The organism is Mycobacterium sp. ACS4331 (genome assembly GCF_001667265.1).
In the GTDB taxonomy this organism is placed as follows: Bacteria; Actinomycetota; Actinomycetes; order Mycobacteriales; family Mycobacteriaceae; genus Mycobacterium.
The window spans coordinates 31,981-51,257 of record NZ_LZHW01000020.1; the positions used below are offsets into that span (position 1 = coordinate 31,981).

19 protein-coding genes are annotated in these 19,277 nt (G+C 69.2%); 8 read left to right on the forward strand and 11 right to left on the reverse strand.

Annotation, left to right across the window (positions count from 1 at the left end; all coding sequences use genetic code 11):
- Positions 1–52: 52 nt before the first annotated feature.
- Genes lpdA through A5727_RS06110 form a run of 4 tightly spaced genes read right to left on the reverse strand, consistent with a single transcriptional unit; the run spans position 53 to position 4,747 of the window.
- On the reverse strand, positions 53–1,432 hold the full coding sequence (gene lpdA, locus A5727_RS06095; protein WP_068246190.1) for a dihydrolipoyl dehydrogenase: 1,380 nt from the start codon (positions 1,430–1,432) through the stop codon (positions 53–55).
- Entirely contained in the window at positions 1,429–2,625 is a 1,197-nt protein-coding gene (locus tag A5727_RS06100; RefSeq protein ID WP_068246193.1) for a dihydrolipoamide acetyltransferase family protein, read from the reverse strand. Before A5727_RS06100 ends, lpdA begins: the two co-directional genes overlap by 4 nt.
- Positions 2,622–3,626, reverse strand: a complete 1,005-nt coding sequence (locus A5727_RS06105) for an alpha-ketoacid dehydrogenase subunit beta (RefSeq protein ID WP_068246196.1) — start codon at positions 3,624–3,626, stop codon at positions 2,622–2,624. The genes A5727_RS06100 and A5727_RS06105 overlap by 4 nt, the downstream gene beginning before the upstream one ends.
- Positions 3,623–4,747 carry a thiamine pyrophosphate-dependent dehydrogenase E1 component subunit alpha gene (locus A5727_RS06110; RefSeq protein WP_068246200.1) on the reverse strand — a complete coding sequence of 375 codons (1,125 nt, stop codon included), beginning with the start codon at positions 4,745–4,747 and terminating at the stop codon, positions 3,623–3,625. Before A5727_RS06110 ends, A5727_RS06105 begins: the two co-directional genes overlap by 4 nt.
- Positions 4,748–4,902: 155 nt before the next feature.
- Here A5727_RS06110 and A5727_RS06115 point away from each other — a divergent pair, with 155 nt between their 5' ends.
- Entirely contained in the window at positions 4,903–5,367 is a 465-nt protein-coding gene (locus A5727_RS06115) for an Lrp/AsnC family transcriptional regulator (protein WP_068246203.1), read from the forward strand.
- 7 nt (positions 5,368–5,374) lie between these two features.
- Here A5727_RS06115 and A5727_RS06120 read toward each other — a convergent pair whose 3' ends face one another.
- From A5727_RS06120 to A5727_RS06130, 3 genes are all read right to left on the reverse strand, one after another.
- The gene (locus tag A5727_RS06120) at positions 5,375–6,427 is read right to left on the reverse strand and encodes a Glu/Leu/Phe/Val dehydrogenase family protein (protein WP_068246206.1); all 1,053 of its coding nucleotides are present in this window, start codon (positions 6,425–6,427) and stop codon (positions 5,375–5,377) included.
- A gap of 167 nt (positions 6,428–6,594) precedes the next feature.
- Complete coding sequence (locus A5727_RS06125) at positions 6,595–7,803, reverse strand: metal-dependent hydrolase family protein (RefSeq protein ID WP_068246208.1); 1,209 nt, start codon at positions 7,801–7,803, stop codon at positions 6,595–6,597.
- A complete protein-coding gene (locus tag A5727_RS06130; RefSeq protein ID WP_068246213.1) occupies positions 7,800–8,432 on the reverse strand; it encodes a TetR/AcrR family transcriptional regulator in 633 nt (210 codons plus the stop codon). The genes A5727_RS06125 and A5727_RS06130 overlap by 4 nt, the downstream gene beginning before the upstream one ends.
- Positions 8,433–8,546: 114 nt before the next feature.
- On the opposite strand from A5727_RS06130, the gene A5727_RS06135 reads away from it, so the two are divergent.
- From A5727_RS06135 to A5727_RS06165, 7 genes are read left to right on the forward strand one after another with little or no spacing between them, the layout of a single operon-like run.
- Entirely contained in the window at positions 8,547–9,527 is a 981-nt protein-coding gene (locus A5727_RS06135; RefSeq protein ID WP_197507603.1) for an LLM class flavin-dependent oxidoreductase, read from the forward strand.
- A gap of 31 nt (positions 9,528–9,558) precedes the next feature.
- On the forward strand, positions 9,559–9,999 hold the full coding sequence (locus A5727_RS06140) for a YybH family protein (protein WP_068246219.1): 441 nt from the start codon (positions 9,559–9,561) through the stop codon (positions 9,997–9,999).
- A gap of 31 nt (positions 10,000–10,030) precedes the next feature.
- Positions 10,031–10,843, forward strand: coding sequence for an alpha/beta fold hydrolase (locus A5727_RS06145; RefSeq protein WP_068246221.1), 813 nt, complete (start codon positions 10,031–10,033; stop codon positions 10,841–10,843).
- Positions 10,843–11,700 (forward strand): FAD binding domain-containing protein, encoded by an 858-nt coding sequence (locus A5727_RS06150; RefSeq protein ID WP_068246282.1) that lies wholly within the window; start codon positions 10,843–10,845, stop codon positions 11,698–11,700. The genes A5727_RS06145 and A5727_RS06150 overlap by 1 nt, the downstream gene beginning before the upstream one ends.
- Positions 11,697–12,233, forward strand: coding sequence for a (2Fe-2S)-binding protein (locus A5727_RS06155; RefSeq protein WP_068246224.1), 537 nt, complete (start codon positions 11,697–11,699; stop codon positions 12,231–12,233). Before A5727_RS06150 ends, A5727_RS06155 begins: the two co-directional genes overlap by 4 nt.
- Positions 12,230–12,628, forward strand: coding sequence for an SCP2 sterol-binding domain-containing protein (locus tag A5727_RS06160; protein ID WP_068246227.1), 399 nt, complete (start codon positions 12,230–12,232; stop codon positions 12,626–12,628). Before A5727_RS06155 ends, A5727_RS06160 begins: the two co-directional genes overlap by 4 nt.
- A complete protein-coding gene (locus tag A5727_RS06165) occupies positions 12,625–13,536 on the forward strand; it encodes a DUF1028 domain-containing protein (RefSeq protein ID WP_068246230.1) in 912 nt (303 codons plus the stop codon). The genes A5727_RS06160 and A5727_RS06165 overlap by 4 nt, the downstream gene beginning before the upstream one ends.
- Before the next feature lie 15 nt (positions 13,537–13,551).
- Here the strand turns inward: A5727_RS06165 and A5727_RS06170 are convergent, their stop codons facing one another.
- The 4 genes from A5727_RS06170 to A5727_RS06185 form a co-directional block, all read right to left on the reverse strand.
- Positions 13,552–15,942 (reverse strand): xanthine dehydrogenase family protein molybdopterin-binding subunit, encoded by a 2,391-nt coding sequence (locus A5727_RS06170; protein WP_068246233.1) that lies wholly within the window; start codon positions 15,940–15,942, stop codon positions 13,552–13,554.
- A gap of 130 nt (positions 15,943–16,072) precedes the next feature.
- On the reverse strand, positions 16,073–16,393 hold the full coding sequence (locus A5727_RS06175; protein ID WP_068246236.1) for an EthD family reductase: 321 nt from the start codon (positions 16,391–16,393) through the stop codon (positions 16,073–16,075).
- A gap of 26 nt (positions 16,394–16,419) precedes the next feature.
- A complete protein-coding gene (gene paaZ / locus A5727_RS06180) occupies positions 16,420–18,456 on the reverse strand; it encodes a phenylacetic acid degradation bifunctional protein PaaZ (RefSeq protein WP_068246239.1) in 2,037 nt (678 codons plus the stop codon).
- A gap of 74 nt (positions 18,457–18,530) precedes the next feature.
- Positions 18,531–19,151 carry a TetR/AcrR family transcriptional regulator gene (locus A5727_RS06185; protein ID WP_068246284.1) on the reverse strand — a complete coding sequence of 207 codons (621 nt, stop codon included), beginning with the start codon at positions 19,149–19,151 and terminating at the stop codon, positions 18,531–18,533.
- Positions 19,152–19,277 lie beyond the last annotated feature (126 nt).

Here is a 19,277-nt window from a genome sequence, read left to right on the forward strand (position 1 = left end):
GTGAAGAAGGCATCCGTGTTGTCACTGCTCACCCACTCACGATAGGCAGCGGTCAGGAATGTCTGTGCAGGGGTGCACCTGCCAGCGCCAGCATGGCTTCACCGAGCGCCTCGTTCTGGGTGGGGTGGGCGTGCAGGTGGGGACGCACATCGGCCGGAGTCGCCTCCCAGCCGACGATCAGCTGAGCTTCACCGATGAGCTCACCGACCCGATCTCCGACACAGTGGATCCCCAGCACGGGACCATCTGCACCGGCGGGTCCGCGTCGAATGACCTTGACGCCGCCCGAGACTCGCAGGATCTGGCTGCGGCTGTTGCCATTCAGGTCGTACACGACGGTGCTGACCTCGCCGTGGGCGGTCCGGGCCTCCGCCTCGGTCAGACCCACCGAGGCGACCTCGGGATTCGAGTAGGTGACTCTGGGGATGAGGTGCTCGGCCACCGGCACGGGGTCGTGTCCCGCGATCATCTCGGCCGCAAAGATCCCGTGCGCGAAGCCGCGGTGCGCCAGTTGTCGGCCGGCCACCAGATCTCCGATGGCGTAGACACCGGGATGGTTGGTCGAAAGCCGGTCGTCCACCCGGACGAACCCCCGCTCCACGACGATGCCGCCCTCGGCCAGCGCCGCTGAATTCGGTTGCCGTCCGACGGCGACCAGCACGACATCAGCCGTCACCGCGGCGCCGTCTCCGGTGCCCACAGTCACACCGGCCTCGGTCTGGCTCGCACCCGTGACGGTGACGCCGGTGCGGATCGTCACACCGCGACTGCGCAGCGCCCGCTCCAACCGGTCGGCGACCCAAGCGTCCTCCCCGGCCAGCAGATGGGGCAGGGACTCGATGACGGTCACCGATGAACCCAACGACGTCCACATGCTGGCGAACTCGACGCCGATGACGCCACCGCCCACCACCACGGCGGTGCGGGGAACATCGGTCAGTTCCAGCGCCTGGTCGCTGCACAGGATCCGACCCCCGAACGGCAGCCGTGGTGCCTGGCGCGGTGTTGACCCGGTCGCCAGCACCACCGCGTCGCCGCGGTGGACTGTGCCGTCCACCTCGACCCGGCGATCGCCCAGGTACCGCCCGGTCCCAGTCAGCACGCTGACCCTCCGGTCGGCGACCAGGCTCTCCAACCCGCTGTGCAGCCGCGCGACCACCGCATTCTTGTGGGTCTGCGCGGCGACCATGTCGACGCCGTCGAAGTGGGCCCGGACACCGACCGCGGCTGCGGTGCGGGCCGCATCGGCCACCTCGGCGGTGTGCAGCAGGGCCTTGGTCGGTATGCACCCGCGATGCAGGCAGGTCCCACCGAGCCGGTCGGCTTCGATGAGTGTCACGGACAGGCCCAGCTGGCTGGCCCGCAGTGCGCATGAGTACCCGGCTGGTCCACCGCCGAGGATCAGCACATCGCTGTTCGTCGGCTTCGTCACAGTCGGCCCAGCGCCGTCACGGGGTTCTGCACGTAGTCGGCGAACAGGCGCAGGAATCCGCCGGCCGATCCGCCGTCGCAGACGCGGTGGTCGAAGCTCAACGACAACTGAGTGACCTTGCGCGCGACGATCTCGCCGTCAACCACCCACGGCCGATCGATGATGCGGCCCACGCCCAGGATGGCTGCCTCGGGGTGGTTGATGATCGCGGCCGACCCGTCCACTCCGAACACCCCGTAGTTGTTCAAGGTGACAGTGCCACCGGACATCTGGGCGGGAGTCAGCCGGCCGTCGCGCGCCGAGGCGATGAGGTCGGCCAGTCTCTCCGACAGGGTCACGGTGTCGAGTGTGTCCGCGTGCGCCAGCACCGGGACCACCAGTCCGCGTGGCGACTGTACGGCCACTCCAAGGTGAATGTGATTGTGCTGCAAAATCTCCTGCCGGTCGGCGTCGAAAGTTGCGTTCAGCTCCGGGAACTGCCGCAGTGCGGCGACGCTCAGCCGGCCCAGCAGGGCCAGCAGACTGACCGGCTGGGTCTGGTCGAGCAGCCGCTTGGCCTGCAACAGCCCGGTTGCATCCACGTCGACCCAGGTGGTGGCATCGGGGATCTCGCGGCGGCTGGTGCCGAGCTTCTCGGCGATGGCCCGACGGATGCCGGTGACCGGGATGCGGTGCGTGTCCTGGTCGACGGACGGGGGAGTTGTGACCATCCGCTCGACGTCGTCCCGGGTGACGACGCCACCGGCGCCGGTGGGAGACAGCCGGTTCAGGTCCACCCCGTGCCGCCGCGCCAGGTTACGCACGATCGGCGAGATGACCTTCACGGGCGTGCCGCGGCCGGGTGCCGGCGCGTGGCGCCGCCGGCGCCGCGGTCCCTCCTCGACACTGGTTCCGTAGCCGATGAGCACGTTGCCCGATCCGGCACGCTCCTCGGCGCGGTGCTCGGCGAACTCATCCGGGCGCACGGTGATCAACGGTGCACCGACCGCCAGGGTGGCGCCGGGATCTCCGTGCAGTTCGACCACGGTGCCGGCGAAGGGGACCGGCACCTCGACCGATGCCTTGGCGGTCTCCACCTCCACCACCGGCTGGTCGATCGCAACCGTGTCGCCGACGGCGACCAGCCAGCCGGCGATCGCCGCCTCGGGCAGCCCCTCGCCCAGGTCTGGCAATACGAAGGTCTGATCGCTCACGCGCTGACCACCCAGCGGTCGTCGGGCTGATCGTCCCACTGCAGACGCTCCACCGCGTCGAGGATGCGGTCGACCGTCGGCAGGTGCCATCGCTCGAGTCGTGGTGGCGGAAAGGGGATGTCGTACCCGGTCACCCGGAGCACCGGAGCGGCCAGGTGGTGGAAACACCGCTCCTGGACTCGTGCGGCGATCTCGGCGGCCACCCCCGCGAAACCCTGTGCCTCCTGGACGATCACGCAGCGGCCGGTGCGGCGGACCGAAGCCGTGACGGTCTCGTCGTCGAACGGCACGATCGACCTCAGGTCGATCACCTCGATGTCGCGGCCCTCGGCGGCCGCCGTCTCGGCGGCTCGCAGCGCCGGCTCCACCGTCGGGCCGTAGGCCACCAGGGTCACGTCGGTGCCGGAGCGCAGCACCTGGGCGCGTCCGATCCCCGGGCCACGCTGCAGTTCGACGTCGGCCCGGGAGAAGTACAGCCGCTTGGGTTCGAGGAAGACGACCGGGTCCGGATCGTCGATCGCCGCACGCAGCAGACCGTAGGCGTCGGCGACACCGGCCGGGGTGACGACCTTCAGCCCGGGGGTGTGGGCGTAGTAGGCCTCACTGGAGTCGCAGTGATGCTCCACGCCGCCGATGCCGCCGGCGTAGGGGACCCGGATCACCAGCGGCGCCGACAACGCACCGCGGGTGCGGTTGCGCAACTTGGCGACATGCGAGGCGATCTGCTCGAATGCCGGGTAGGCGAAGGCATCGAACTGCATCTCGACGACCGGCCGAAAGCCGCCCATCGCCATGCCCACCGCAAATCCGACGATTCCGGACTCGGCCAGCGGCGTGTCGAAACAGCGATCCCCGCCGAATGTTTCGGCCAGTCCGTCGGTGACCCGGAAGACACCGCCGAGCCGGCCGACGTCCTCACCGAAGACCAGCACCGAATCGTCGTCGGCCAGCGCGTCGCGGAGTGCGGCGTTGAGCGCCTCGGCCATGGTGGTCAGGGTCATCGGGGGTCCTCCGAGAGTTCGAGAAGTGCTTCGGCGCGGGCCTGTTCGTGCTGCTCGACAAGCTGGCTGGTGGGCGTGGCGTAGACATGCCGGAACAGATCGTCGACGTCGACGGGGCGATCACGGTTCATGCCGTCGCGGATCGCGGTCGCGAGCTCCTCGGCCTCGGTGGCCACCGTGGCGGCGTAGTCGTCGTCCAGCAGACCTTCGGCGCGCAGATGGATCTCCAGTCGCCGCAGCGGATCTCGGGGAAGCCACTGCGCCACTTCCTCCTCGGTGCGGTAACGCCGCGGATCGTCGGCGTTGGTGTGCCCCGACATCCGATAGGTGCGCGCCTCGATGATGACCGGACCGTTGCCGGCCAGCACGTGTTCCCGGGCGGCGTCGAGCACCGCGAGCATCGCGACCGGATCGTTGCCGTCCACCTGCTCACTGCCGATGCCGTATCCGACACCCTTGTGTGCCAACGATGGTGCGACGGACTGACGGGCCAGCGGCACGCTGATCGCGAAACCGTTGTTCTGTACCAGGAAGATCACCGGCGCGTGGAACACGGCGGCGAAGTTGAGCGCTTCATGGAAATCGCCTTCGCTGGTGGCGCCGTCACCGCACATCGCGAGCACTGCCGCTGCGGCGGACCTGCGGTCCAGGGCGTGGGCCAGTCCCGCGGCGTGCAGCAGTTGGGTGGCCAGCGGTGTGGCCTGGGGCGCGGTGTGGTGCCGGACCGGGTCGAAACAGCAGTGCCAGTCGCCGGCCAGCGACCTCAAGACGTCCACCGGGTCGACGCCGCGGGCCGCCAGCGTCATGGAGTCGCGGTAGGTGGGGAACAGCCAGTCTTCGCTGCGCAGACACATGGCCGCGGCGATCTGGCAGGCCTCCTGGCCGCGTGAGGATGGGTACACCGCGAGTCGGCCCTGCTTGGTCAGGGCGGCCGCCTGTTCGTCGAACCGCCTGCCGAGCACCATGTTGCGGTACATGGCCAGCAGTCGCCGACCGTCGGGGCGCCGATAGCGGGCCTCGCTGACCACCGGTCTCCCGTCTGGGTCGAGGTACTGCACGGCCGAGTCGGCGGGAAGGAATCTCTGATACAGGGCAACGTCGGCCGGTTCGACGACGGTCACGGCTTCCTCCAAGTTGCTGGATGTCCTACGATCGTCGGCATCCGGTGGCTGGGTGACAACACTGATGCAGGTTCTGTGGACGGATTGAGCAAATCGGGGGTCACCGGTGGCAATATGTGCGTGAGCAACGGCGATTGAAAGTGTCCGGTGAACAGATGGACGAGACCCGCTTCACCCTCGATGACGTCGACCGGCGGCTGATCAGGGAGCTCGTCCGGGACGGCCGACAGTCGATGCTGGCGCTGGCCCAACGTGCACACATCTCCCGGACACACGTCTACGCGCGCATCGAGCGTTTGGAGAAGGCCGGTGTGATCGAGGGTTTCACCGCCCGGATCAACATGGAGCGAGCCGGATTCGCCACATCGGCACTGATCGCGCTGACCATCCTGCAGGACGCGTGGCGTGGCCTGTCCGAACAGTTGAAGACACTGCGTCATGTCGAGCGATTCACGCTCGTGGGCGGGGACTTCGATGTTCTGGTGGTGGTGCGCGCGCCCGACAACAAGACGCTGCGCGACGTAGTGCTCGAACAGATCCACAGTCTACCTGGAATCCGTTCGAGCCGAACGTGGTTGGTGTTCGAGGAGTGGAGCGACCAGCGCTGCGAATGGTTGTGAGGGCCGGTCAGCACAGCGCCGCGGCGCGGCGCCCGGCCAGATCTCGGGCCGCCACATCGGTGCGGACCCCCTGCGCGGCGCTGATCTCGTAGATTTCCGTCAGCGTCGCGCCGATGCCCGTGATGCGGTCGGCCACGGTGTCGGCATCCCATCCGAGCACCTCGTGGCCGACGAGGTGATACGCCCCACCGGCGTTGCTGACGAAATCGGGGGCATAGAGAACACCGCGCTCGTGCAGAATCGTCGACGCGCGGTCGTCGGCCAGGATGTTGTTGGCCGCACCCACCACCGCGGCCGCCGGCAGCCACGGCGCCACGGAGTCGTCGATCAGGCCGCCGAAGGCGCAGGGCGCCAGGATGTCGCAGGGTGTGGTGGTGATGTCCGTGAGATCGACGGGGCGACAACCGAACTCCTGGGCCCACCGGATCCGTTCGACGTCGACGTCGGCGACCAGCAGGCGCGCACCGGCCTCGGCCGCCAGCTGCGCGAGATGGCCGCCCACCGCGCCGAGGCCCTGGATCAGGACCCTCAGCCCGGCGAGTTCACCGAGCCCGGCGAACCGCGCGGTGGCCTTCATCGCCTCGAAGACGCCGGCCGCGGTGTTGTGTGCGCTCGATCCCGCACCACCTCGGCCCGGGGACCTGCCGAAGACGAACTTCGTGGTGTCGCCGAGGGTGTCCATGTCGGTGGAGTTGGTGTTGACGTCGGGGCCGGTCCAGTACGTGCCGTTGAGCCTGTCGATGTTCTCGGCATGAAGCCGCAGGATCCGCCGCCAGGTGTCGTCGTCGAGGTCCCGGCGCTCAGTCGGGAGCGCGATCACGGATTTTCCGCCGCCCATCGGCAGGTTGCTGACTGCCATCTTCAGTGACATCGCCTCGGCCAATCGGGCGGCGTCCCGCAGTGCGTCGGTCAGCGAGTCGTATCGGGCGGCCCGGGTGCCGCCCGCGGACCGTCCGTGCCGGACCGAGTCGACTCGGATGATGAACGTGGCACCGGTGTCCGGGTCATGGCGGGTCAGCGTCAGTTCCCCGCCCCAGCGCAGCATGTCTTCGGAATTCATTGTCCCGCCTCCTGTTTCGACGAACAGTTGCGACGCTAGGGGTGGTGCCGCCGCGTGGACGGCGGATGGCCGACATGCCGGACAGACTGCTCGGTGGAGGCGGCCGCGGCCTCTGTCTGTTCACGCCCCGTGCGCCTGGGCGCCGACGGTGGACAGTCTGCTTGGTGTCAGCCGACGGGGACACCGCGCCGGATGACGGTGCGAACCCGTTCGGGCAGCCCGTGCACCGACACCTCCGAACCCGCCAGCAGCACCAGGTTGGCCAGCTTGCCCGGCGCCAGCTCACCGATGTCGGCGCCGGCGTCCAGCAGCTCGGCCGCCGAGGTGGTGGCTGCGCGCAGCGCGTCGACCGCCGAGATGCCCAACCGGTTCATCAACTCCAGCTCGCGCAGGTTCTCACCGTGTCGGGAGATGCCCGCATCGGTGCCCATCGCCATGCGCACCCCGGCCGAATGGGCCAGCCGCACGGACGCCTCGTGGGCCTCGATCGCGGCGAGTGCCTTCTGGCGCATGGTCTCTGGAATCCCGCCGGAGATCTCGGATTGGCGCAGGATCGCGTGCGGCGCGGACAGTGTCGGCACCAGCCAGGTCCGGTTCTGCACCATCATGTCCACCGCCTCGTCGTCGAGGTACACGCCGTGCTCAATCGAGCGCACCCCCGCGCGGATGGCGTTCTTGACGCCCTGGGCGCCCTGTGCGTGGGCCATGACGTGGACGTGGGCGGCTCGCGCTTCGGACATCAGCACCGCGAGCTCCTCATCACACAGCTGTGCGCGGCGAGGGTCGCTGCGTGGACTGATCACGCCTCCGGTGGTGGCGACCTTGAGCACGTCCGCTCCGGCACGCACGAGTTCGCGCGCCGCCCGGCGCATCTCGTCGGCGCCGTCGACCACGGTTGCGGGACGGCCCGGGTGCGGGGGCCACAGTGCGTGCACGCATTCGCCTGAGGGCAGCCATTCGTCGGCGTGCCCGCCGGTCTGGCTCAGCATGCCGATGGCGATCTGCATGTCGGGACCGTCGATGAGGCCGGTGGCCACGGCCTGCTTGACGCCGAGGTCGGCGCCCGCGGCGTCCCGGACGGTGGTGACACCGGCGCGCAGCGTCAGCTGCAGATTGCGCGCGGCCTGAAAGAACCTCAGGGAGAACGGGGTCTGGATCAGGCGCATGGTGTCGACATCATCGAGCATCACGTGCACGTGGGTGTCGATGAAGCCCGGCACGACCAGCTGATCGGTGGCGTCGATGGCGGTGTCGGCGTCCAGGTCGATGCCGACATCGATGATTCGCTCCCCTTCGATCAGGACGTCGGCCGGTGCCGCAGTTCCGCCGACGGGGTCGAAGACGTGGCCACCCCGGACCACGAGGCGGTCGGTCATTCGGCGTCGTGCCCGGCGGGTGCGTACAGCGTGTTGATCCAGATCGTGGTCAGCGCCGCGGCCGCGGTGGCCGGGTCGGTGCCGGACTGCTGGCCGAACGCCGCGATCAGATACCGCTCATTCATCCATGTGAGCGCCTTCGCGACCTCGTGCGGGTCGGTGATGTGGCTGCGCCCGGCCGCGACATCCGCCTCGATGCGCCGCGCCGTACGCTCGGCCAGGCGATCGGCGAGCTCGCCGTACAGGGCGCCGATCTCGGGGTCGTGGCGCGCGGTGTCGGAGATCGCCTCGATCAGCCGGCCGTGCTCGACCCAGAGCGCCGTGAGCGCCTCCAGGCTGCGGCGCAGCTCGGCCACCGGATCGTCGGACTCGGCCAGCCAGTTGTCGGCGACGTGGTCCAACTCGAGGCCGACATCGCTGAGCATCGTCATCAGCAGGTGCTGCCGATCGTCGAAGTGGCGGTAGAAGGCGGTGCGTGCCACGTCGGCGGCCGAGGTGATGTCGTCGAGCGAGATCTCGGTCCAGGCCTTCTGCTCGAGCAGGCCGTGGGCGGCGTCGAGAAGCCGGCGGCGGGCATTGCGGCGGTGCTCCCGTCGGCGCGCCTGCAGATCTGACTGGCGAGCGGTCATGCGGTCCAGTCTCGCACACCCCACACAGGAAGTTGGACGCAAACGTTGACATGGTGTCACACTTGTAGTTCGCTTGGTCACCATCCTGCTGCGGAAGGGCGTGACGCTGTGCGATTGAGTTTGTCTTTCACCGGGTTCGGGCCGATCCTGGCCGACCTGCCGGCGGTGCACGCCGCCGAGGAATGCGGATTCGACGGCGTGTGGTACGCCGAACACATCTGCGCTCACGACGCGGTGGTGCCCGCAACGATCTACCTGCGGGAGACGCAGCGCCTCGAGCTGGCGCTGATGGGGATCAACCCCGCCAGCCGGCACCCGGGTGCCGCGGCGATGGAACTGGCGTCGCTGGCCGAGATCGCCCCCGGGCGGGTGCGTGCCGCAATCGGCACCGGGGTGCCCGACATGGTGGCCAAGCTCGGCCGCTCGGTCGACAAGCCGATCGCCACCACCGTGGCGCTGTATCAGTCGCTCAAGGCGGCGCTGAATGGCACCGAAATCACCGACCAGTACCCGGGTTTCAGCTTCGCCCAGTACCAGCTGAACCCGTTGGCGCCGCCGCCGGCCCTGGACATCATGGCGGTGCGCCCGCGCATGGTGCGGGCCGCGGCGCAGTATGCCGACGGCCTGTGTCTCAGTGCCGGGTCGTCGCGGGCGTATCTCACCGAGACCGTCACGGAAGTGGAACGGTTGCTGGCCGAATACGGCCGGTCCCGCGAGGAGTTCCGGATCTCGGTCGTCGTGCCCGCGGTCGTCGGCGACGACCTCGCGCAGGCGCGGGCGCAGGTCGCGTCGGTGCTGGCGACCTTTGACGCGCCGACGCTGGAACACCTGTCAGCGGGTGCGATTGCGCCCAACGCACTGGTGGAGGCGGTGGCCTCCGGCGGACCAGCCGCGGTGGCGAAGGTGCTCACCGCCGAAGTGGTCGACGCCATGGCACTGGTGTGCGGACCCGACGGTGTGGGCGAAGCGCTGGCCGCCTACGCCGGCACCGGCGTCGATGAGATCGCGATCGCCCCTCTCATGCCGCCTGATCAGGTGCCGGATCTGGTCAAGCTGCTGGCCGCGAGCCGGCCGGCCCCAGCCGCCATGTCCTGAGCACACATTCGCCTCAACAGTGGGAGAAGAGATGACAACCAACACATCCGCAGTCGAAGCCGACGTCGCCGAGATCATGCGACTGCACCGGGAATTCGTCGACGCCAACGGTCCGTTGGACTCCAGCTACCTTCGGCGTCGCGTCACTGCCACGCCGGGGGAACTGGTGTGGTACAACCTCAACGGCTCGGCCTACATCGGCCAGGATCACATCGCCGGGTTGTGGGACACGTTGTCGGCCAACATGAGTTCACCGGCGGTCAGCACCGAACTGCGCGACGAGCGGGTCGAGGTGGACGGCGATGTCGCATGGGTGACCTACCTCAGCCGCTACCAGGGCGACTTCGGCGCGATGGGCACCTTCGACGGCGGTATGCGCAGCACCGAGATCTGGCGCCGACGCAACGGAGACTGGGAACTGGTGCACACTCATTTCTCGGTGCACGTGCCCGACCAGATGAACGGCCTGTGACCGTGCCGCCGACGGGTGAGCGGAGCTGACCATGCGGCGGATCGACGTCGAGGGCCCCCACGGCCGCATCAGCTGCCTCCGGAGCGAGGCCGGTTCGGCTCACACCCCGGTGGTGTTGGTGCACGGTATCAACGGGGCCGCCACCGAATGGGCCCCATGCGCAGAGTATTTCGTCGACCGCAGCGTCGTCGCGGTGGATCTGCGCGGTCACGGCGAGTCGGAGCCGGGGGGCGAGTACGGCGCGGCCGACTATGCCGCCGACATCAGTGCGGTGATGGCGGCCCTCGACATCACCCGTGCGCACCTGGTCGGCTCCTCGTTCGGCGGTGGTGTGTGCCTGACCCTGGCTGCGGCCGATCCCGGCCGCGTCGCATCGCTGAGCCTGATCGGCGGTGCGCTGAGCATCGCCGGCGGTGTCGACGTGGACGCTGCCGTGGCCGAACTGCGTCGGGTGGGTACGGAGAAGTTCCTGGCGCAGTTGGCCCCGGCGAGCTTCGGCCCCAGCGCCCCGGCCGAGATGGTGCGGGAGTTGGTGCGTTCGGCTGCCGGCCGGGATGAGGCCGTGGTCGAGCGGGTGCTGCGCGCTGCGCTGACCTCAGATGTCAGCGCGGCGGCGGCCAGAGTGCGGGCCCCTGCACTGGTGCTGACCGGCGAGCATGACCAGACCTGCCCACCCGCAGTCGGTTCGGCGCTCGCCGCGGCGCTGGGCACTGATTGCCGGGTGCTCGCCGGGCTCGGACACCTGGCGCACATCGAAGATCCTGAGCAGGTTGCCCGCCTGGTCGCCGAACACCACAGCCGAGTCGAGGCCATCCGCCCGAGCGCGGCCACGGGAGGGTGCTGATGCGTCCGGCGCCATTCGACTACGTCGCGCCCACCACTGTCGCGCAGGTCTGCGCCGAACTGGCCGAGGACCCCGCCGGAACCCGGGTCCTGGCCGGCGGGCAGAGCCTGATGCCGAGGCTGGTCCGGCGCCAGGAGCGCCCACGACGGCTCATCGACATCACCAGGGTGGGCGAGCTGCACGACTTCGCCGTCACCGTCCAAGGTCTGCGGGTCGGTGCGGCGGTGACCCAGCGCACCGCCGAGAAACACCCCGCCACAGCGTCCTTCGGCCTGCTGGCGCAGGCACTGCCGTGGGTCGGCAAGGTGACGACGCGCAACCGCGGCACGGTGTGCGGAAGTCTGGCGAATGCCAATCCGGCCGCGGAACTGGGGGTGTGTCTGATGGTCCTCGGTGGCGAGGTGACCGCGGTGTCGGCGCGCGGGGAGAGGAGCATTTCCGCCGCCGACTTCTTCGGCCCGCCGGGCCGCACGGCCCTCGCCGACGACGAACTGCTGCACAGCGTGCGGTTCGATCGACCGGCCGCCGATACGGTGGGCCGCTTCGAGGAGGTGACCCTGCGCGGTGCCGGTGACACGCCACTGCTCAGCGTTGCCCTCAGTGCGCGCACCGGCGGTGACCCGGACCTGCGGATCGGACTCGGCGCCGAGGGACAGCCCCCGACGCTGGCTCCCCACGAGGTCACCGCCGCGCTGGCCGGATCGCTCGACGATCGGAGTATCGACGACGCGGTCCAATCCTGGGTCGCACGACTTGCTTTCGGCGCTGACTCGCGTGCCGGCGCGCAGCACCGCCGACAGTTGGCGGTCAACGTGGTGGCCCGCCAGTTGCGTCGGTTACGAGAGGACCTGCCATGACAGCTGCCGAGCAACCGGCCATCTCGGTGCGGGTCAACGGCCGGCGCTGGCAGGGCACCGTGCCGGCCCGGATGACCCTGGCCGACCTTCTTCGGGACCGGCTCGCCCTCACCGGCACTCACCTCGGCTGCGGTGAGGGTCTGTGCGGGTCCTGCAATGTGCTCGTGGACTCCTGTTCGGCCCGGTCCTGTCTGATGCTGGCCGCGCAGGCCGACGGCACCGAGATCGTCACCGTCGAAGGTCTCACCCCGGCCGATGGACTCTCGGACGTGCAGGAGGCTCTGGTGCGCCACCACGGGCTGCAGTGTGGCTTCTGCACACCGGGTTTCGTCGTGCTGATCGAGGAGCTGCTGGCCGCGGTGGACGCGGGGGAGCGCCCGTCCCGCGACGACATCCGCCGGCATCTGAGTTCGTCGTTGTGCCGGTGCACGGGATACACCCCGATCCTGGCCGCTGCCGAGGAGCTGGTCGACCAGCGCAGCGCCGCGGCCGCGTCCACCACCCCCACCACCCGCTTGGAGGAGAACCAGTGAGTCAACTGAAATATGTTTCGCAGGAATGGCTGACCCGGCAGGGCGAACTGCAGCAGTCGTTTCAGACCCGCCCGGGGGCGACGGCTCGGGTGCAGTATCGGCTGACCAACGCCCCCGGAGGTGAGGACATCTGGTACTACGCCGACGTCCGCGACGGCAGGATCGTCGAACAGCTGTTGGGGCAGGATCCCGCCGCCGACGGGACCATGGCGTCGTCGTTCGACGATTCGATCGCGATCCTGCGCGGCGACTTGGCGCCCACGGCGGCGTTCATGGAGGGCCGGATCAAACTGAGCGGCGATGTGGCCAAGCTGGGCAAGCTGATGCCGTTGACCCAGACCGCCGAATACAAGCGGCACATCACCCAACTGTGCGAGGAGACGGACTTCTCATGACCTTCTCGCTGCTGGCGCACGACCCGGTCACCGGTCAGCTCGGTGTCGCGTCGCACTCGCACTACATGGGTGTGGGCTCCGTGGTGACGTGGGCGGAGGCCGGTGCCGGGGTGGTCGCCACCCAGGCGTTCGCGGTCAAGGGCTACGGTCCGCGCGGGCTGGCCGCGATGCGGGCCGGCACGGCGGCCCCGCAGGCGCTTGAGCAGCTGCTGGCGTCGGACCCGGCACCTGAGGTCAGGCAGGTCGCCTTCCTGGACACCTCCGGACGATTCGGCATCCACAGTGGCGCCCGGTGTGTCGGGGCGGCCGGCGCCGCCCAGGGCCGGCATGTGGTCGGGTTGGGCAACATGCTCGACAACGACGACGTGCCGCTGGCCATGGTCCGCGGGTTCGAGGAGGCGACCGGCGATCTGGCCCGGCGGCTGCTGGCCGGGTTGCGCGCCGGCGACGAGGCCGGCGGTGACATCCGTGGCCGCCAGTCCGGAGCCGTGATTGTGGTCGACGGCGCACCGACCGATGCTCCGTGGGAGGGCGTGGTGCGCGAGCTGCGGGTCGACGACCACCACGACCCGATCGGGGAGCTGAGCCGGCTGCTCGACCTCAACGACGCCTTCGACCGCATGTCGGCGGTGGTGTTCGACCCGGACGGTCCCATTCTCGGCCCGCCTCAGCCCGACGAGGTCTATCGCGGCGCCGAGACCGCGCTGGCCCAGGCCGCCGCGGTGCTGGGGGACAACCCCGAGGCGGTCTTCTGGAACGCGGTACTGCAGTCGCGGTGGGGAAACCCGACCGAGGCCAAGCGGCTGCTGGACAGCGCCGCGCGCCACAATCCGCGGCTGCCGACCTTCTTCGTCCGGTTGGCTGAAGCTGGGATCCTCACCGCCGCAGAGGTTTCCGGCGGAGTCTAGGTGCGGCGGCGGCTGTCAGAAGGCACGACCGCCGACCGGCACCGACGCCTCACATGCCCCCGCGGCGGGTGCGCAGTCCGCAGACATCGCGGCGAGCAGTCGTTCAGCCGTGATCGGAACGGTGTCGACGACACCAGTGTCGACACCGTGGTCGGCGGCCAGGGCGTCCCGGATGGCGTTGGCCAGGACCGCTGGCAGCGGGATGGCGCCGCTCTCTCCGGCGCCCTTGGCCCCGTTGAGTGAGAACGGAGACGGGGTCTGGAGATGGACCGTCTCGATCGGCGGCATGTTGTCGGGCAGCGGCGGCGCGTAGTCCCACAGCGACTGCACAACGGGCTGCCCGTCGGCGGTGTAGGGCAGTTCCTCGTACAACGCCGCACCGATGCCCTGGGCCGTGCTGCCATGGATCTGCCCTTCGACCAGAGCGGGATTGAGTTGTACGCCGCAGTCGTGCCCGTAGACCAGTCGCTGTACCGTCACGGTGCCGGTCGCGCGGTCGATCTCGACCACGGCGGCCACCGCGCCGAAGGTGAACGCGAAGTTCTGCGGATCGTAGGTGTACCCGGCTTCCAGCCCGGGTTGGAGTCCGGCGGGCAGATTCGTTGCCCGCCAAGCGGCGTCGGCCACCTGGGCGACGCTGATCCGCGTCCCGGACGCGGTTTCGAAGCCGAATCCGTTGTCGAGGAGCGCCGTGGGGTCGACCTCCAGCAGGTGTGCGGCGATCGCTCGCATCTGGGTGCGCAGGCCGCGAGCCGCCATCATGACCGCGGACCCGGCGACCCCGGCGCCGCGGCTGCCGCCGCTGGCGTAGCCCGTGTAGGGGCAGGCCTGCGTGTCACCGCAGACCACCGTGACGTCGCTTAGCGCGACGCCGACCTCGTCGGCGGCCACCTGCGCCAGCGCCGTCTCGACGCCCTGGCCCATGGGGGTCTGCCCGGTCAGCACGGTCACCAGTCCGGAGGCGTCCATCCGCACCACCGCGCGGTCGTGGCCGGGGTTGTTGATGCCCATCATGGCCGCGGAGGTGGATGGGCCGAAGTTCGAGGCCTCCAGATAGCAGGCCGCGCCGACACCGACCAGCCGGCCCGCAGCGCGGGCATCGGCCGCCTCGCGCCGGGCCCGGTCCCAGTCGAGCCGGTCGGCGACCAGGCCCAGCAGTTCGCCGTAGCGGCCACTGTCCAGACACATCATGGCCGCCGTCCAATACGGAAGTTCCTCCGGTTGAAGAAGATTGCGCTGGCGGATCTCCATCGGATCGATCTCCAGTCGGCGGGCCCCCTCGTCGAGCGCCCGCTCGATCGCGAACGTCGCCTCGGGCATTCCGAAACCGCGGTAGGCCCCGATGGGCGTCTTGTTGGTCACCACCGCCACTAGTTCGGCCAGCGCGTCGCCGACCCGATACGGTCCGGTCAGCATGGCTGCTGTGACCACGCCGGATCCCGCACCGGCCATATAGGGGGTGGCCCCACAGTCGAGCAGCACGGTGGCCCGCAGACCGGTGATGGTGCCGTCGGCGTTGAGTCCGAGCTCCAGGTCGACCGCCGTCCCGCGGCCGTGGACGGTGGCGACGAACGACTCCGGCCGGCTCTCGATCCACCGGACCGGGCGACGCACCACGCGGGAGGCGAAGGCGACCAGTGTCTCTTCGATGTAGGCGCACACCTTGTTCCCGAACGCGCCCCCGACGTCGGGACAGCACACCCGAACCCGGGATTCGGGTATCCGCAGCGTGTCGCTCAACGAGGCTCGGACCTGGTGCAGCGCCTGCGTGGAGGTCCACATCGTCAGGCAGTCGCCGGTGACGTCCCACATCGCGCGGACGCCGCGGGTCTCCAGCGGCAACCCGGCCACCCGACTGCTGGTGTAGCGGCCGGACACGACCAGCGCCGAAGTGGCCAGGGCGGCACCAGGATCGCCGGCCTCGAATCGAGTGCGACCGAAGACATTGTCGGTCCAGTCGTCGTAGAGCAGTGGCCGGCTCTCGGCACTGGGCTCGACCACCGCCGGCAACCTGTCATAGCTCACCTCGACGAGTTCGGCAGCGTCTTCGGCGAGGTAGGCGTCGTCGGCGATCACCGCGGCGATCGGCTCGCCCACATAGCGGACCCTGTCCCCGGCCAGGCACCAGGTCGGCGCGTCGGCCTGGATCTGGGTCGTCCACATCAAACCCATCGGATCGGTGTGGGGCCGGACATCGGAGCCGACGAGCACCGCGTGCACCCCGGGGGCGGCGCTGGCTCGTGTGGTGTCCACCGAGATGCGCGCGTGCGCCTCGCGGGAGCGCACGATCACCAGGTGCAGTTCACCAGCGGACTGCTCGTCGGCGAGGTAGCTGCCGCCGCCGGCGACCAGTCGCCGCAACTTCTGGCCGGGCGGACTCTGACCGACGTGGGGTGCCCTGGTCATCGTGTCTCCTCCACTCTCACCGGTGAACGTAACGACAGGTGTGACACCATGTCAACATAGTCGTCCATATACTGCTGGACTGCTCTGAGCTGGGCACACGTCGATTTCCGCCGCGCCGCGGCCGTCCGCCTCAGCGCTGGGTTCGGTGGTCGATCTCCTCGGTGCTGAAGAGGGTGACGCCACCGGTGGCGAAGTTCGCGACATCGGCACTGGCGGCGGCCATTTCGGGCGACTTCAGCGCTGCCTTCAACTCCTCGGCCGAGGTGAAGCTCAAGCTGGCGACCAGGTGATAGGGCGCGTCCTGCGTGGGCATCAGTGAGCGCGGTCTGCCGGTGCTGAACCCGGCCAGGCCGGGGATCTGCAGCGTCAGCGGGATATGGGTCTGGGAGTAGTGGCGGTCGAAGGCCTCCGGATCCGCCGGATGGCCGTAGCAGACCGAGATGCGGAACATGGTGTCCTCCTGGGCGGCTGGGTGGTTCACGATGCCCGCTTGGCGACCAGGGTCAGGACGTCGTAGGTGGCCACCGGTTCGTTGTTCTGATTGGTCACCACCGCGTCCCAGCGGACCTCGCCGTAGTCGGCGGACAGTCGCGGCGTCACCTGCTTGGCGGTCAGCGTGACGGTGAGCGCGTCGCCGGCCTTGACCGGGGTCAGGAACCGCAGACCGTCGACGCCGAAGTTCGCCAGCACCGGGCCTGGGTTGGGCTCGACGAACAGACCCGCGGCCAGCGACACCACCAGATACCCGTGCGCGACGATGCCGCCGAACAGCGGGTTCTGTTCCGCGGCCGCGGGGTCGGTGTGTGCGTAGAAGGTGTCTCCGGTGAACTCGGCGAAATGGTCGATGTCGGCCAGGCTGACCACGCGGGGACCGCCGACGATGGTGTCACCGATGCGCAGATCCTCGAGATGGCTGCGAAACGGATGAACCTCGGTGACGGTGCGCGCCGCACCGGTCGTCCAGCGCCCGGTGATGGCGGTCAGCATGTCGGGGCTGGCCTGAATGGCACTGCGCTGCATGAAATGCAGGACTCCTCGAATGCCGCCCAGTTCCTCGCCACCGCCGGCCCGGCCGGGTCCGCCGTGCACCAGGGTGGGCAGTGGTGAGCCGTGGCCGGTGGACTCCCCGGCGTCGTCACGGTCGAGCACCAGGATGCGGCCGTGATGCGGCGCGATGCCGACGGCGACCGCGCGCGCGACCTCGGGATCGTGGGTGACCAGTGAACCGACCAGGCTGCCCCGGCCGCGGGCGGCGAGTTCGACGGCGTCGTCGAGGTCACGGTAGCCGATCACGGTGCTCACCGGGCCGAAGGCCTCCACGTCGTGCACCGCCGCGGCGGTGGGATCGTCGGCGCGCAGCAGCAGGGGCGGCAGGAACGCGCCCCGTTCGGCGTCGGCACCCTCCACGTGGAACGACTCGGGATCGCCGAAAACCAGTGTGGCCGAGTCACGCAGCGTCTTCAGGGCGCGAAGCACCTCGTCACGCTGTTCGATGCTGGCCAGCGCGCCCATGCGCACGCGCTCGAGCTCCGGATTGCCGACGACGATCGTCGACAGCCGAGCCGCGGTGGCCTCGACCACGGCGTCCTGCAGCTCGACGGGGACCAGCGCGCGCCGGATCGCGGTGCACTTCTGACCGGCCTTGGTGGTCATCTCCGCGACGAGTTGCTTGATGTACAGCCCGAATTCGGGGGTGTCGGGGGTGGCGTCGGGCCCCAGGATGGAGCAGTTCAGCGAATCGGCCTCGGCGTTGAACCGCACCCCACCGGCCACCACCGTGGGATGGCCGCGCAGTTTGGCCGCCGTCGACGCGGAACCGGTGAACAGGACGGTGTCCTGGCTGTCGAGGTGCTCGAACAGTGCAGGCGGCCGGGCGCACACCAGCTGGACCGAGCCTTCGGGCAGCGTGCCGGAGTCGATGATGGCCCGGAAGACGAGTTCGGTCAGATATGCGGTCTGGTGTGCCGGTTTGACGATGGAGGGCACGCCGGCCAGGAATGCCGGAGCGAGCTTCTCCAGCATTCCCCAGACCGGGAAGTTGAAGGCGTTGATCTGTACCGCGACACCGGGCCTGGAGGTGTAGATGTGTTGCCCGACGAATGTCCCTGTGCGTCCGAGCTTTTCGACTGGACCATCGATGTGGATGGTGTCGTTGGGCAGTTCCCGGACGCCCTTGGCGGCATAGCTGAACAGAGTGCCAAACCCGCCGTCGATATCGATGGCTGAGTCGGCGGTGGTGGCGCCTGTGGCCGCGGACAACGGCCAGAAGTCGGCCTTGGCCGCCGTCAGGTGCTTGGCCAGCGCTTTCAACGCCGCGGCCCGTTGGTGGAAGGTCATCGCTCGCAGTGCGGGTCCGCCGACCTTGCGGGCGTACCCGATGGCCCCGGCGATGTCCACGCCGCCGGAGGGATACCGGGCGACCTCAGCGCCGGTGACCGCGCTGAGCAGCGGATCGGCCTCGTCGGCGGGAGTGGTCCATCTGCCGTTCACATAGCTCTGCAGCACCGCGGTCACTGTTGATCTCCTTACCAACCGTCCATTCGTTCGGTAATCACTGTGGCAGTGACCGCCCGCTGTCGTCAAGGAGGTCAGTGCGAACTGGGCCGGGTGCGCAGCCCGTCGAAGATCATCGTGGTGACCGCGTCGGCGAGTTCCTCGCCGGAGAGGGCGCGGCTGGGCCGGTACCACTCGATGAGTGAGTTCACGGTGCCGAAGATCAGTCGGCTGGTCAGTCCGGGGTCCACGTCCGGGCGGATGCTGCCCTCGTCGCAGGCCTCCTCGACCAGGCTGCCGACGATCTGGTCGAACTCCCGGCGACGGGCCAGGGCGCGCCGCTCCACCGCGGTGTTGCCGCGGATCCGCAGCAGTAGGGTGACGTACGGCAGTTCGTCGACCAGCACCACAACACTGCGCTTGACCAGGTTCTCCAGTCGCTGGATGGCCGGCCCGGTGGTGGTGTCAGGGGTCTGTGTGGCGGCGAACAGTGCGTCCAGGGCGCGGTCGACCGCCAGGCGCAGGAGTTCCTCTTTGCCGCTGACGTGGTGGTAGATCGAGGACTTGCTGATCCCCAGTCGGGCGGACAGGTGTTCCATCGACGTGCCGTCGTAGCCGCGCTGGTTGAAGACGCCGACGGCGACGGCCAGCAGGGAGTCCAAGTCGTAGCCCGGGCGGCCCACCTGGCCGGTGGACCGTGTGCGCGGCGAAGCCATGTCGAACATCATCCCATTGCGCCCGCTGTGCGGTGCGGTTCGTTGTCTGGGGGCCGCGGGTCTGGACAACCGACCGAACGATCGGTTATTAATGGACGCGACGAAAGTGGGGTACAGCTTGGAACG